The following is a 14434-nucleotide window of genomic DNA, read 5'->3' as shown; positions in this document are numbered from 1 at the left end:
GGCGGCGCGGCGGGCTAACGCAGCGCTGCGGGGCGGGGGCGTCAGTATATCAGTTCTGACATGCAATTCGACTTGTGGAAGAGGGGCGATGGCGCTGTCGACAAGCCGAGTGTTGCATCAGCAAAAAAACCAACAGCGAAAATCCGGGGTCAGACCCGGCGGGTCTGACCCCAGCATTTGCCGTTAGGGGTGAAAAATAGAGAAAATCAATATTTGCTATGATAGCAAGCACTTACTTCTTGACGATCTTCTGCAAGGTTTGCTCGACATAATCGCCACCGTCCGCGTCGGCGAATGTCACCTTCACGGGATACCATTCCAGCGACGGCGCCAGCCACAGGTCCACTTGCTGGCCCTTCTTGTCCGGCGGCGGCGCCTTGACCAGGTGGATGGCGGCGACCTCCCCCATGCCCGTGGCGACCATCTCTTCCTTGACCACCTTGAAGGTCCACGGCTCGGCATCATGCGCGCCGGCGACGAAGAAGGCCCATTCCGAGCCGGGGACGAATTTCTCGGGCGCGGCGCGCGCCACGCTGGCCAGTTGCCAGACGGCGCTATTGCGGTCCTGTTCGCCGCCTTTCAGCGGATAGGTTTCATCGCCTTCGCCAAAGACGATGGTCTTGCTGTCGCGCTTGAAGGTGGTCGTGACGGCATCCTTGCGGAAGCGCTTTTCCACGAATTGAACGGGCGCCAGGCCGTAATCGTCGACCGCGCCTTCGCTGCGCTGTTCGAGGATCTTGCCGAACAGGGCCGCCTTGGTTTCGGCCAGCAGCGAATACTTGCCGTCGCCCACGCGCCAGTTGCTGACCGATTCGCCGGACAGCCCGATGCCGCGCTGTTTGGCCTTGATCGAATACACGAGGTCGGCCGACGGCACCAGCTTGTACGGGCGCTTGATGGCGGGATGCTCCAGGGGGGCGTCGGCCATGGCAGGCGTGAGGGTGGCGGCCAGCAGGCTGGCGAGCAAAATGCGTTTCAAAGTAGTCATTTATTTTCCTGTAGCGTCATTGACGCGAATTTGGGTCACGGTTTGCGTGGTGAGCGCCCCGTTCGCTTCGGTATTGCGTATTTGTACCGGATACCATTGCATGGACGGCGCCAGCCAGATATCAAGCTGCGACGAATATGTGCCCGGCTTCGGCGGCCGGCGCAAATGCCAGGTCACCAGGCGGCCCATCTTGGTGTCCAGCTCTTCCTCGCCCACCAGCTGGAAGCGGAACACGGTCGCTTCCTTTTCCTCGCCGACAAGGATGTCAATATTGCCCGCCAGCTGGTTGACGTCGGCACGGCCGATGGCGGCCAGCTGGAACGGCACGGTCGCCTTGTCCTGCGCCCCCTCCTGCCATGGCACCGTCGCCGTCGTGGCTGAAAACGTGATGGTCTTGGCGTCGCGGTTGAAATGCGTGGCCGTTTGCGCGCGGCCCTTGCGTTTTTCCGTGGCCGTGACAGGCACGATGCCGCTGCCGTCGATCATGCCCTCGCTGGTCAGCACCAGCAGGTTGATGCGCGTAATCAGCATGCTCAGGCCCACTTCCAGTTTCAGCTGGTACGTGTCGCCCCGGTTTTCCCACGCCATGCCGGCCACGCCCTGCCACTTGGTGCCGTCCGCATCGCGCCGGTCCACGTGCAGGTCGAACTGGGCCGAAGCGGGCGCATTCGTCTTGTAGCGCCGCGCCTGCTCGACGGGCGGTGGCGGCGGCGCGGGAGCCGGCGCGGCAGCTTCCGCCACGGCGGGCGCGGGCGCCGTGATGGCTGGCGCGCTGGCCGCCGGTGCCGCGGGCGTCACCGGCCCTTCCGGCGCGTCGCTGGCAGGCGCCGTCAACTGGGCCGACTCGCTCGACGGCAGCTCCGTCGGCGGCGGTGGCGGCGGCAAGCGAGGCTCGGGCAAGGGCCGCAGCTTGGGCGGCGGCGGCGGCGCCACCGGCACGGGTTTGGGCGCCTCGGCGATCAATGCCATGCTCACCACCTGCGCATGATCCTGCCCCAGCGGCACCATGCTGGCATGCGAGGTGAGCCATTCCAGCGCCACGTAATGCAGTGCGCCGATGACCGCGACAAAAATGACGGTGCGGCGGCGCGGTGGCGAAAAGAAGGAGTCAGGCATCATAGGCCGTAGTGTAACGCCTTCCCCCCACTTCCTGCTTCTTGCCTGTGCTCAACTCCTGCTGTTTTATGTAAGAAAATGTTGGCGGCTTTGCGTCAGTTGCAAGCTGATATCTGCTACGCTAGGCACATCCACCTACCAGGAGATTTCGCATGGCAAACCCGCAAATGCCCCAAATGCCGGGCGCAGCAGTTGTGACCGACACCCTCGACTTCGTCAAAAACCTGTGGGGCAGCATGAGCGTGCCCGGCATGGGCGTGCCCGGCATCACTGCGCCCACCATGTCGGTGGAAGAGCTGGACAAGAAAATCAATGACTTGAAAGCCGTCGAAGCCTGGTTGAACCTCAATACCAGCATGCTGCGCGGCAGTATCCAGGCATTGGAAGTACAGCGCGGCACCATCGCCACCCTGAAATCGATGGGCGCGTCCCTGGCCGCGGCCATCACCCAGCCCGGTGCCAGCGAGAAAACCGTGTTTGAATCGGTGCCCTACGCTTCCGCGTTTTTTCAGCAAGCGGCACCCGCAGCGCCAGCGCCTGAACCGAAACCGGCGCCTGCACCCGCGCCCGAACCGGCTGCGGCGGCGCCCAACGATGCCGGCAGCCAGGCGGCAGCCCAGCTGGCCAATCCAAGTGCCTGGTGGAATTTGTTACAAGATCAGTTCAAGCAGGCCGTGTCGACAGCGATGTCGCCCGATGCGGCCAGTGCGGCAGCGGCCAGTTTTGGCGGTGGAGCCACGGCCGGCAAGTCCGCCAAGCCGGCAGAAGCAGGCATGGCAGCCAAGGCCAAAGCCCCGCTGCGCAAGGCGCCGGCAAAGCGCGCGGCACCCAAGTCCAAGGCGCCAGGCAAATCCTGACGTCGCGGAGAGGCGATGTGATCAGGCGATACGATGAATGCGGATCGCCTCGATCTGATTGTCGGCCTGGCGTTTTACGTCACCGATCGTGATCAGGCCTTCGTCGGCCAGCGCCTTGGCGTGCTCGTACGAAGACTGGAATGTTTCCAGCGTGTCTCCCTTGGCGGCCACCGGGCGTACCCAGGCAACGGCGCCGACTTTCATTTTTTTGTATACTTCATTGACCACATCACGCATAGTTTCTTCCTTATTGTTGTAGAGCAACTCAAGCGCAGGCGAACCCACGCTGGCCCCTAGTTTATCATCCGGCACGCTCCCGCACGGCTTTTCCCCCTTTTTCCGGCGCCGGCGGCGCTTTTCCGCCACCTCGACAGCCTCTTCCGGCCCGGGCGGGGGCGTCAGCTGCACCAGTTGCTCCATCAATTGCGCAAAGCGCTGCTGGCCCGGTGCAATTTTGTCTACATACAACAACACTTCCATCGCCTCGGCCGCCAAGTCCGCCTGGTAGCCGCGCTGCTCCAGGAACGATACGATGATTTGCGCGGAATTGAACAGGATGCGCAGGTTGTTCGGCAGTTTTTCGCGCGCCGCGCGCATCCAGGCCACCGCTTCGTTGAGCTTGTCCGTCTTCCACAGCAGCACGCCCTTATTCATCAAGTCCGACGCTTCCTTGCGCGAGGCGATGATCAGGCTCGTGCCTTCGTCGCCCATCTTCGCCTTGTCGAAGATCTTTTGCACCTCGTCCTGCACCACCTGGTTGTCGTGGTTGTTCTTCACCACGTAGCACAGCAGGCCGGCCGGCGCATCCTTGACGCCGACGGCGAACAGCAGGGTCGCCAGTTCCATGCAGATGCTTTTCTCGGGCCGCGCCGGGTCTTCCAGCAGCATGGCTTCGAGTTCGTCGCCGCACTTGCGCGCGCGCCGGTAATCGCCCGTTTCGTGGTGCACCATGCCTTCCGTGATCTTCGCGCGCAAGCCGATCTGCTCAGGCGAGAATTCGCGCTGCGCCAGCAGCAGCCATTGCAGCGCCTCCTTGGCATCCTTCTTCAGTCCGCACACGCGCGCCAGGCCCAGATAGGCGTCCGGCGTCTTCATGACGGAAAACTCGCCGATGGAAATACACTTGCGAAAAGCCTTTTCCGCCATGCTGACATTGCCGATTTTTAAGGCGGCGAGGCCCAGGTTGCGCTGGCGCGGCACGGAATTGGGCGACAGGCGCGCCGCCTTTTCCAGCACGCCGCACGCTTCCTCGTGCTGGCCCATCAGCTGGTAGGCGACGGCCATCTGGTCGTAGGCGTCGATGTAGTACTTGTTCTCGACGATCACGCCCTGGAAGATCTGGCGCGCCGCCTCGTGCTCGCCGTTATTCATGCGGATCTTGCCCAGGCCTGCCTTGGCCCAGCTGTAATCGCGCTCGGCCAGCACTTTTTCGTACACGGCGCGGGCCTTTTCCGGCTCGCCGCTTTTCAGCAGCAACGACGCCTTCATGCGCAGCAATTCCAGCTCGTGCAGCTTGTTGACTTCGATCTGCGCATCGCACAACTTGGCCGCGCGCAGATAATCCTTTTCCATGCAGGCCTGGTCGATTTCACGGAACACCTGCTTCTTGTGCCACACGCGGTTCAAGCGCGTCAGCAGCACGCCTTCCGTGATCGGCTTGATCAGGTAGGCGTCGGGCTGGTGCTCGGCCGCGCCCATCACGGATTCCACGCTTTTCTCGGCCGACACCATCAGCCAGACGCTCGACGGCGCCGTCAGGTTGCGCACGCGCGTCTCTTCCAGCACTTGCTGGCCATTCTTGCCTTCGCCCAGATTGTAATCGCACAGCACCACGTCGTAGCGCGTCTTGGCCAGCAGCTTCATGGCTTCGCCGCCGCTGGCCGCCTGGTCGATATGGCGCGCGCCCAGGTTGCGCAGCGATTCGCGCAGCAGGATGCGGATGCCGATGAAGTCGTCGACCAGCAGATAATGTTTGTCGGCCCAGTCGGTGCTGCCCGCTTCGGCGGCGGTGGCGTGGCTGTCTGTCGTCATGGCATCCTCGTTCAGGGCAGGCGCAGGATGAAGCAACCGCCGCCCAGGGCGCCGCCATTTTCCAGAGCGATGCTGCCGCTGCTGCCCCGGTGCTTGTGCATCTTTGCCACTTCGCTGGAAAAATACAGGCCCAGGCCCGTGCTGTTGGTGGAAAAATTCACGCCGGCGGTCATGCCATCCATGGCCGCGCTGCCCGCGTCGAGCAGCGCCTGGGTATAGCCGTCGCCATTGTCTTCCACGCGCAGCTCGAGCATATCGTCGTGCTCCCGCACCGACAGGCGTATCGTATCCTTCGTGTAGCGGATGGCGTTGTTGATGGCATGCGCGAGCACGCCGATGACCAGGTCTTCGTCGAGGGTCCAGATCAGCTCCGGCGGGCAAGCCGTCTGCAGATGGATGCCTTTCGAGGCCAGCAGGATCTTTTCCTGGTCCACCACCTGGTCGATGACCTGGCTCACCAGTTGCGGCTGTACGTCGAAGGGGTAGCCGGGCTTGCCCACTTCCTTGTACAGGGCCAGCAGCTGGATCAGGTTATCGTTGAGGCGCTTGGTCTGGTACAGCATCTGCGCCATCTGCAGATAGGCGGGGTCGGCCTGGGGCGTCGGCTTGGCCTGCTCGGCCGCCAGCAGCGACTCCAAAGTGCCGCTGACGACGCTGATCGAATTTTTCATGTCGTGCACGGTCGACGCCAGGAACAGGAATAGCTCGGGCGAGCTGTGTTGATCTTCCACCGGATATCTCCTTGGGCCGCAGCTTGAATATTGCCAAGGATAAATTATACCGCCAGCCTGCGGGCGCCAGCCAGCCGCGCGCAAAGTCCGTGATTTGACGCAACAATGCCGCCCCGCTGGCGCAGGGGCGGCATCAGCTTGACAAGCGGGCAAGATCAGCGGCGCGCGCCCGCCAGGCGTTTGACCACGACGATCATGCGGTCGATTTCCTCATACGTGTTGTAGAAGGCGAACGACGGCCGCACGGTCGCTTCCACGCCGAAGCGGCGCAAAATCGGCTGGGCGCAGTGGTGGCCCGAGCGCACGGCGATGCCCTCGTCGTTCAGGGCGCGCCCCACTTCCGCCGGCTCGTAGCCGGCCAGCACGAACGACGCCACGCTGGCCTTGTCCAGCGCCGTGCCGATCAGGCGCACGCCGGGAATCGCTTGCAGCTGGTGCGTCGCGTATTCCAGCAGCGCGTGCTCGTAGGCGGCGATGTTTTCCAGGCCGATGCGCTGCACGTAATCGATCGCCGCGCCCAGACCGACGGCATCGGCGATATTGCCCGTGCCCGCCTCGAAACGGTTCGGCACGCCCTGGTAGACGGTGCGCTCGAACGTGACGTCGGCGATCATGTTGCCGCCGCCCTGCCATGGTGGCAGTTGCTCGAGCAAGTCCGCCTTGCCATACACGGCGCCGATGCCCGTCGGGCCGAACACTTTATGCCCCGAAAACACATAGAAATCGGCGCCCAGCGCCTGCACGTCCACGCGCAAATGCGACACGGCTTGCGCCCCGTCGACCAGCACGCGCACGCCGGCCGCATGCGCGAGCGCGATGATCTGCGCCACGGGCGTCACCGTCCCCAGCGCATTCGACACCTGCGTCACAGACACCAGCTTGGTGCGCCCGTTGAGCAGCTTGCGGAATTCATCGAGGAGGATCTGGCCGCTGTCGTCGACGGGAATCACGCGCAGAATCGCGCCCTTTTCCGCCGCCAGCTGCTGCCACGGCACGATGTTGGCGTGGTGCTCGAGCTGCGAGACGATGATCTCGTCGCCGCTGCCGATGTACTTGCGCCCGAACGTGTTGGCGATCAGATTGATGCCCTCGGTGGCGCCGCGCACGAAAATGATTTCATTGGCCGAGGCGGCGCCCAGAAAACTCGCCACCTTGGCGCGCGCCGCTTCATAGGCATCGCTGGCGCGCGCCGCCAGCGCGTGGGCCGCGCGGTGGATGTTCGAATTCTCGTGCGCATAGAAGTACGACACCCGGTCGATCACCGACTGCGGCTTGTGCGTGGTGGCCGCATTGTCGAACCAGGCCAGTGGCTTGCCGTTGACCCGCTCGGCCAGCACGGGAAAATCGCGCCGCACGGCGTGCACGTCGAATGGCGCGGGGGTTTGGCCATGCCCTTGCGGCCGCGCAGGCAGCTCGGTCTGGAAATAGAACGCCGGCTGGCTGTCAGATGGCGATACGGGAAGTTGGCGCGCGGGCGTCCGCTGCGGCGTGGCAAACGCGTCGGGCGCGGCCTGTCCCAGTCCCTGGCCCGCCAGGCCGTCGAGATTATGGTTCGACACGGGATAGCCATGCGCGCCGCCGACAAAATAGTAGGGCGACGGTGCACCGATGGCGGACAACCGCGGCGTGGGCACCGATGCCGGCGCCGGCGCAATGGGGGACTCCAGCGGCGCCGTCACGGGCGGCACCTGCGCCGTCGCCACGCCAGGCGCGATGGCGGCGAACGACGGGCCGGGCTGGGGCGGCGGACGGTTCGCATAGCGGGGCGCCGCATCGAGCACGCTGCCCGAGCCGCCAGGGCTGGGCGACTTGTCAAGCGCAGGCGCGAGGCCAGGCAAGCGCGCGAAAAACTCGCCGGCAAGGCGGTTCAGGGTCGCTTCGTCAGGCAGAAACGGGACGGCAGGCAAGCCCGCCGCGCCATCACTTGTAGGTGTCTGGGTAGTCATGGTATTTACCGATCTCCACGTCTTCCAGTACGGCCAGCGCATCGTCGGTCAGCACGGCCAGCGAGCAATACAGCGAAATCAAATAGGACGAAATCGCGTGGCGGTTGATGCCCATGAAGCGCACGGACAAGCCCGGGCTTTGCTCGCCCGCCAGGCCAGGCTGGAACAGGCCGATCACGCCTTGCCGCTGCTCACCCGCGCGCAGCAAAATGATCTTCGTCTTGCCGTCTTCGATGGGCAGCTTATCGGACGGCACCAGCGGCACGCCGCGCCACGTCAAAAACTGGGAGCCGAACAGGCTGACGGTGGGCGGCGGCACGCCACGGCGCGTACATTCGCGGCCAAAGGCGGCAATGGCCAGCGGGTGCGCCAGGAAAAAGCCCGGCTCCTTCCACACTTTCGTCAGCAGTTCGTCGAGGTCGTCCGGCGTGGGCGCGCCCGTCAGCGTAAAGATGCGCTGGTCGTCATGCACGCTGGCCAGCAGGCCGTAGTCGGGATTGTTGATCAATTCGCTTTCCTGGCGCTCCTTGATCGTCTCGATGGTCAGGCGCAGCTGCTCCTTGATCTGGTCGTGCGGGCTGCTGTACAGGTCCGACACGCGCGTGTGCACGTCGAGCACCGTGCTGACGGCATTGAGAAAATACTCGCGCGGCTGGTCGTCGTAGTCGACGAAGGTTTGCGGCAGTTCCGATTCGTCGCGCTGCGAGCAGGCCACGCGCACGTCCTTCGGATTTTTCACGCGGTTGAGGCGGTAGATACCCGCTTCCACGGGCAGCCATTGCAGCAGGTGCACGAGCCAGCGCGGCGTGATCGTGGATAACTGGGGGATGCTCTTGCTTGCATTGGCCAGCTGGCGCGCGGCGTTGTCGCCCAGCGCAAACTGGCTCTCTGTTGCTACTGTCATGACTACTCCTGATGAGAAAAGTGAATATGCTTATCTGAAAAACAAATAAAGTATCGGACGTCTGCCCTCTTCTCTCAACATGCTATCGCCATCATCGTGACGCTTGATCCACCCGATTAATCCACCAGTTCCGGTTCGCAGCGCGCCATCAATCCCGCCAGGCCGATGCCCAGCGCGATGGCCAGTTTTTCCACCGTCAGCAGCGATGGCGTGGCGGCGCCCCGTTCGATTTCGCCGATGAACGAGCGGTTCAAGTCGGCCGCTTCGGCCAGGCGCTCCTGCGACCAGCCACGCCCTTCGCGCAACTGGCGCACGGCCAGTCCAAACTGTTTGATCAACATGCTGTCCTCATGGGTGGTGGGCAAAGGCGGGGTGGGATGGCGCCGGCGATTCCGGCGCCTCCTGCTGGTTGTGCGCTTGCGTGACATGGCTGCCGGGCGCCACGCTGCGGGTCAGCCAGACATTGCCGCCGATGACGGAGCCCTGGCCGATGGTCACCCGCCCGAGTATGGTGGCGCCCGCGTAGATGACCACGTCGTCCTGCACGATGGGATGGCGCGCCAGCCCCTTTTTCAACACGCCATCAAAGCCGGCTGGAAAGCGCTTGGCGCCCAGGGTGACGGCTTGATAAATGCGCACGCGCTCGCCGATGATGGCCGTCTCGCCGATCACCACGCCCGTACCATGGTCGATGAAAAAGCTGCTGCCGATGATGGCGCCCGGGTGGATGTCGATGCCCGTCTGCGAATGGGCCACTTCGGCGATGATGCGCGCCACCAGCGGCGCGCCGAGCGCATACAAGGTGTGCGCCAGGCGGTAGTGGATAATGGCCAGGATGCCCGGATAGCACAGCAGCACTTCGTCGACGCTGTGCGCGGCCGGGTCGCCATGGAAGGCGGCCGCCACGTCCGTGTCGAGCCGGGCGCGGATGCGCGGCAGCGCGCGGGCGAAGCGCTGCACGATGGCCAGCGCCTGCTGTTCGATGGACACCGTCTGCTGCAAGCCGTGCTGACGCGCGTGGTAACTGAGTTCGCGCCGCACCTGTTCGTGCAAGCCCGTGAGCGTCGTGTCGAGCGTGTGGCCGACAAAGAAATCCTCGCTCTCCTGCTGCAGGTCGAGGGGCCCCAGACGCATGGGGAACAGGGCCGCGCACAGGGCTTTGATGATGTCGTGCAGATGCTGGCGCGACGGGAATTCGCGCGTGCCGCATTCCTGGCTGCCGGCCAGCCCTTCGCGCCACTGCGCGCGCACGGCGCGCAATTCATCGACGATCTGATGCAGCTCCCATTGCGGCTGCGCGGCAAGGGAGACGGGGGGAAGGGCTCGCTGGTTCATGGTGGTCCCGGGAAGCGGGTTAATCTTGCAGCCACGGCAGCGCATGCCAGCGCCAGCCGCCGCTGTGGCCACGCTGCTGCTGTGCGTCGAGGTCGCCCTCGAAGCCTTGCGCGATATTGAAGACGTGCGTAAAACCCGCCTTGGCGGCCGCTTCGGCCGCCAAGGCCGAGCGCTTGCCGCTGCGGCACAGCAGCACCACGACGGCATCCTTGCCGCCCACCTTCGCTTCGAGCTCGCGGGTAAAACGGGGATTGCGGTTCATGGCCGTGCCGGTGGCCCACGCCACGTGCAGCGAGGCGGGCACGTAGCCGACAAAAGTGCGTTCTTCGTTGGTGCGCACGTCGACCAGCACGGCTTTGCCGGCCTGCACCAGTTGCCACGCATCCTGCGCGCTGACGATGCCCGCATACGGCAAGCCCTGGGCCTGCGCCTGGCTGCGCGCGAGATGGAGTACTTCATCAAACGCCGCCTCGCCGTGCGCGGCGCGGGGATCGAAAATCAGTTCTGCAGCAGCCATCTGTCCACCTCTTTATTCCGTCGTCAAAAACCAGCACGAGTCCACTGTAGCGAACTTATGTTGTTCGGAAAACAAATTAAAAAGAGTTTGGAAAGCTGAAAAACAGATATGGGGACTACGCGCGGAGCGTCCGCATTTGGGGTCAGACCCTCACGCGCGTTGGCGCCAGCCTTTGCGTCAGCTGTGTTGGGGGTCTGACCCCAGCCCTCGCCTGCCCTGCGCCAACGCTCAACCAGCGCGGCGGCGCTCGCGCAGCAAGAAACGGGCAGGATCCAGAGCGGCGGCCAATTGACTCTCCAGCGGCAACGGCTCCCCCTCCAGCTGGCAAGCCAGCAGCTCGGCCGCCAGCGGTGCCCAGATCAGGCCGCGCGAGGCATAACCGAGCAAGCCGAACAGGCCGGGCCAGCGCGGCACGTCGCGCAGGCGCTCGCAGCGGCCCGGTATGCCGGGGTCGGGCAAGGCGCCCGCCAGCGGCAGGCGGTCCGCTGCCATGCAGCGAAAGCCCGTGCGCCCGGCCAGCGGCGCCTCGAACGGGGCCACGTCCAGGATGTCGGCGATCTTCGCGATATTGTCTTCCTGGTTCGATGGGCGCAAGCCGGGGTCCGCGTCCGCATCGTAGCTGGCGCCCACGCACACGACGCCCTGGTACGCCGGCGTCACGTAGGCTTCGCGGCAGACGACGAACGGCAGCGACGGCAAGCTGCCTTCGGCCAGGTGCGTGACCTGGCCGCGCACGGCGTCCAGCGGCAAGCCGGCCGCCTGTTCGAAATCCACGGCGCCCGTGCCCGCCGCCAGGATGACGGTGGGTGCCGCCGCGATCAGGGCACCGTCCGCATCGCGCACCAGCCATTCGCCGTCGCCACGTTCCAGGCGCAGGGCGCTGCTGGAAAAGCGCCGCGTGAGCAAGGCGCCGCAGGCGTCCAGCATGGCCGCGCAGACGGAAGACGGGCGCGCCCAGCCGCCCTGCTCGAACCACCAGGCGCCATCGGGCGCCGGCGCGCCCAGCATGGCGGTTGCCTCAGGCGCTTCCAGCCAGCGGGCGAATTCACGCGGATACAGGCCGCTGGCGGCGATCTGCCGCTGCACCTGCGCATGCGCCCCGTCGCGCGCCAGGTGCAGCACGCCGCTTTGCGCACCCTCGATGGCGGCGCCGATACCACCCAGGTCTTTCCAGCGCTTCAGCGAGTACAGAAAGGCGGCGCGCACCAGGCGCGTGGCGATATTGTCGTCCTTTGACATCAGCGGCATGAAGATGCCGGCCAGGTTGCCCGACGCTTCGCTCGCAGGCTGCGCGTGGCGTTCGATCAAGGTCACCTTCCAGCCGCGCGCGGCCAGCCGTTCGCAGGCGGCCGCGCCGGCCACGCCCGCGCCGATGACGACGGCGCACCGCTCGGGCGCGGCAACGGCCGCGTACTCGTCGCGCCGCGCATAAAACACGGCGCGCAAACGGCTCTCGTCAAAAACAAAGCCATGCTTTTGCAGCGCCGTGCGCTGCGCCTCGTCCAGGTGCACGGCTTGCAGGTGCGCGCCATCGGCCATCAGGCGCGCCAGCACCGGCGTGGCCGCCGGCACCCAGGCCAGATGCACTTCATCGACACGCGCCGACAATTGCGCCAGACAGGCATCGGGCTCGCCGATCAGCACATCGAGTATGACGAGGCCATCGTGCGACACCATGCGGTGCAGACCCGGCACGCAGGGCGGCCACTGTGCGCGCCAATCGTCGGGCAAGTGATGCGCATCGACAGGACGCGGCGCCAGCGCGATGTAATGCAGGCGGCGACCGCCATGCGCGGCGCAGGCGGCGCGCAGGCGGGCAGCGTCAAAATCCGTGTCGAGCAGGACCAGGGCGCGGCGCATCAGCGCCCCGCGCGGCAAAAGCAGACGGGCGCGTGGTCGTTGACCATGCCGATGCCCTGCATGTAGGCGTAGATGATGGTCGAGCCGACGAACTTGAAGCCACGCTTGAGCAAGTCTTTCGACAGTTTGTCGGACAGGGCCGTCTTGGCGGGAAACTCGCCCGGCTGCCAGTTGTTGACGATGGGCTGGCCGTCGACATACGCCCACAAAAAGCTGTCCAGGGTCTGCCCTTGCGCGCGCAGGCGCAAATAGGCTTGGGCATTCGTGATGGCGGCCGCCACCTTCAGGCGGTTGCGCACGATGCCAGGGTCCGCCAGCAGCTGCGCCACCTTGTCCGGGCCATATGCGGCGATCTTTTCCGCATCCCAGTTATCAAAAGCGGCGCGGTAGGTGTCGCGCTTGTTGAGAATGGTTTCCCAGCTCAGGCCAGCCTGCGCGCCTTCCAGGTTCAGCATCTCGAACAGCCGGCGCTCGTCGTGGCAAGGCACGCCCCATTCCGTGTCGTGATACGCAAGGTAGCGGGGATTGGCCGGATTGGCCCAGGAGCAGCGGATGGTGGTCATGGTCGGGTTCTTCATGTGCGGGCAACCGCCAGTATAGTTTATCGGCCGCGCAGGATGCGCCCCAGCTCCTGCAAGCCGTGCGCCATCTCGGCCGGGGGAATGGCCGCAAAGCCCAGCAGCAGCCCGGGCGGCGTGGCGCATTCGGGCCCCGCCGCCGGGTCGGCATAGTGTCCCAGCGGGCGCAGTTCGATGCCCCGCGCCAGGCCCGCCCGCGACACCGCTTCCTCATCGTGATCGCCGCGAAAATACGCGCACAGTTCCAGGCCGCTGTCGGCCGGGCCGCACGCGAGCTGGTCGCCCAGTTCGTGCGCCAGGCCGCGCACCAGCAGGTCGCGCCGTTCGGCATTGCTGTCGCGCGTGCGGCGGATATGCCGGCCAAAGTGGCCTTCGGCGATGAAGTCGGCCAGCGCCATCTGCGGCACGATGGCCGTGTGCCGGTCCATCACGGCCTTGGCCTGCACCAGCGCCTCGGCCAGCGCGGGCGGCGCCACCATGTAACCGAGGCGCAGGCCGGGAAACAACACTTTCGACAGGGTGCCCACGTAGACCACGCAGCCGGCCCGGTCCAGGCTTTGCAGCGACGCCAGCGGCGCGCCCGAGTAACGGTATTCGCTGTCGTAATCGTCTTCCACCAGCCAGGCTTTATTGTGCGCGGCCCAGGCCAGCAAGGCCAGGCGGCGGGGCAAACTCATGCTCACGCCCAGCGGCATCTGATGCGACGGCGTCACGTAGGCCAGCTTCGCCTGCGGGCAGTGCGCCACGCCGTAGGCCACGTCCAGCCCCTGCGCATCGACGGGGACGGGAAACACGCGCGCGCCGGCCGCGCGCAGCGGGCCGCTGGCGCCCCGGTAGCCGGGCGACTCCATCCAGGCGGCGTCGCCGGGCGCCAGCAGGATGGTCGACAGCAGGAACAGCGCCTGCTGCGAACCGGACGTGATGACGATTTGCTGTGGCGTGCACTGGACGCCGCGCGACGCCTTCAGGTACACGCACAGCAGTTCGCGCAGCGGCAGGTAGCCGGCCGGATCGCCGTAGCCGAACTGGTGGTCGGGCCGGCGCCTGCGCCGCGCTTCCAGGCGGTTCCACACATCAAATGGAAAATGGTCGATGCGCGGCATGCCGACGCGGAAGGCGCGCAGCGGCCCCCGGTGGAAGGCCACCTGGCGCATGGCCGTCACCACGCCCTGCCCGCGCGCCGACAGCGGTCGCAGCAGGCCGGGCGCCGCTGTCGCCGGGGCCGCGACAGCGGCCGGCACCTCGCGGCTGACAAAAGTGCCTCGCCCGACGGCTCCATCGAGGTAGCCTTCGGCCGTCAGCAGCGCATACGCATTGAGCACCGTCTGGCGCGACACGGCCAGCAGGCGGCAAAAATCGCGCGTGGGCGGCAGCTGCATGCCGGGGCTCATGCGCCCGTCGAGGACGGCCAACTTGATGGCCGCATACAGCTGGCGGAACAGCGGTTCGCTGGCGCCGCGCTGCAGCGGCAAGGCGGCGATAAGCTGGTTCAGGTGGGAAGCTGGCATAGTGTGGCTCTCGAATTGGTATCTTCAAGATAGCACTTATTGGCTGTTTTAAATAGCCAAGAC

13 protein-coding genes are annotated in these 14434 nt (G+C 65.4%); 1 reads left to right on the top strand and 12 read right to left on the bottom strand.

Annotation, left to right across the window (positions count from 1 at the left end; translation table 11 throughout):
* Positions 1-232 precede the first annotated feature (232 nt).
* Both JAB8_RS27465 and JAB8_RS27460 read right to left on the bottom strand, forming a co-directional pair.
* Complete coding sequence (locus JAB8_RS27465) at positions 233-988, bottom strand: DUF3108 domain-containing protein (protein ID WP_070292392.1); 756 nt, start codon at positions 986-988, stop codon at positions 233-235.
* Positions 989-2107 (bottom strand): DUF3108 domain-containing protein, encoded by a 1119-nt coding sequence (locus JAB8_RS27460; protein WP_254679605.1) that lies wholly within the window; start codon positions 2105-2107, stop codon positions 989-991. It lies immediately after the preceding gene.
* 149 nt (positions 2108-2256) lie between these two features.
* Here JAB8_RS27460 and JAB8_RS29655 point away from each other — a divergent pair, with 149 nt between their 5' ends.
* Positions 2257-2961 carry a PhaM family polyhydroxyalkanoate granule multifunctional regulatory protein gene (locus JAB8_RS29655; RefSeq protein WP_070292391.1) on the top strand — a complete coding sequence of 235 codons (705 nt, stop codon included), beginning with the start codon at positions 2257-2259 and terminating at the stop codon, positions 2959-2961.
* Positions 2962-2982: 21 nt separating this feature from the next.
* Here JAB8_RS29655 and JAB8_RS27450 read toward each other — a convergent pair whose 3' ends face one another.
* The 10 genes from JAB8_RS27450 to JAB8_RS27405 all read right to left on the bottom strand — a co-directional run bounded on the left by JAB8_RS27450 (position 2983) and on the right by JAB8_RS27405 (position 14371).
* Complete coding sequence (locus JAB8_RS27450) at positions 2983-4992, bottom strand: tetratricopeptide repeat-containing response regulator (RefSeq protein WP_254679604.1); 2010 nt, start codon at positions 4990-4992, stop codon at positions 2983-2985.
* An 11-nt stretch (positions 4993-5003) separates the two neighbouring features.
* On the bottom strand, positions 5004-5723 hold the full coding sequence (locus JAB8_RS27445; RefSeq protein WP_070221596.1) for a HAMP domain-containing sensor histidine kinase: 720 nt from the start codon (positions 5721-5723) through the stop codon (positions 5004-5006).
* A gap of 155 nt (positions 5724-5878) precedes the next feature.
* Positions 5879-7669 carry a family 2A encapsulin nanocompartment cargo protein cysteine desulfurase gene (locus JAB8_RS27440; RefSeq protein ID WP_070292390.1) on the bottom strand — a complete coding sequence of 597 codons (1791 nt, stop codon included), beginning with the start codon at positions 7667-7669 and terminating at the stop codon, positions 5879-5881.
* Positions 7644-8573, bottom strand: coding sequence for a family 2A encapsulin nanocompartment shell protein (locus JAB8_RS27435; protein WP_070292389.1), 930 nt, complete (start codon positions 8571-8573; stop codon positions 7644-7646). The genes JAB8_RS27440 and JAB8_RS27435 overlap by 26 nt, the downstream gene beginning before the upstream one ends.
* A 116-nt stretch (positions 8574-8689) precedes the next feature.
* Positions 8690-8914 (bottom strand): helix-turn-helix transcriptional regulator, encoded by a 225-nt coding sequence (locus tag JAB8_RS27430; protein ID WP_070221599.1) that lies wholly within the window; start codon positions 8912-8914, stop codon positions 8690-8692.
* 7 nt (positions 8915-8921) lie between these two features.
* Positions 8922-9908 carry a serine O-acetyltransferase EpsC gene (gene epsC, locus JAB8_RS27425; RefSeq protein WP_070292388.1) on the bottom strand — a complete coding sequence of 329 codons (987 nt, stop codon included), beginning with the start codon at positions 9906-9908 and terminating at the stop codon, positions 8922-8924.
* Between the two features lie 19 nt (positions 9909-9927).
* A complete protein-coding gene (locus JAB8_RS27420; protein WP_083287967.1) occupies positions 9928-10425 on the bottom strand; it encodes a rhodanese-like domain-containing protein in 498 nt (165 codons plus the stop codon).
* Positions 10426-10653: 228 nt separating this feature from the next.
* Positions 10654-12285 carry an FAD-dependent 5-carboxymethylaminomethyl-2-thiouridine(34) oxidoreductase MnmC gene (gene mnmC, locus JAB8_RS27415; protein ID WP_070292469.1) on the bottom strand — a complete coding sequence of 544 codons (1632 nt, stop codon included), beginning with the start codon at positions 12283-12285 and terminating at the stop codon, positions 10654-10656.
* A complete protein-coding gene (locus JAB8_RS27410) occupies positions 12285-12848 on the bottom strand; it encodes a DNA-3-methyladenine glycosylase I (RefSeq protein WP_070292387.1) in 564 nt (187 codons plus the stop codon). The genes mnmC and JAB8_RS27410 overlap by 1 nt, the downstream gene beginning before the upstream one ends.
* A 38-nt stretch (positions 12849-12886) precedes the next feature.
* On the bottom strand, positions 12887-14371 hold the full coding sequence (locus JAB8_RS27405) for a PLP-dependent aminotransferase family protein (RefSeq protein WP_070292386.1): 1485 nt from the start codon (positions 14369-14371) through the stop codon (positions 12887-12889).
* Positions 14372-14434: the final 63 nt, after the last annotated feature.

It is taken from the genome of Janthinobacterium sp. HH106 (genome assembly GCF_001758725.1).
In the GTDB taxonomy this organism is placed as follows: domain Bacteria; phylum Pseudomonadota; class Gammaproteobacteria; order Burkholderiales; family Burkholderiaceae_D; genus Janthinobacterium.
The sequence above is the reverse complement of the archived record's forward strand: the minus strand, read 5'-3'. Positions and strand labels throughout refer to the sequence as shown.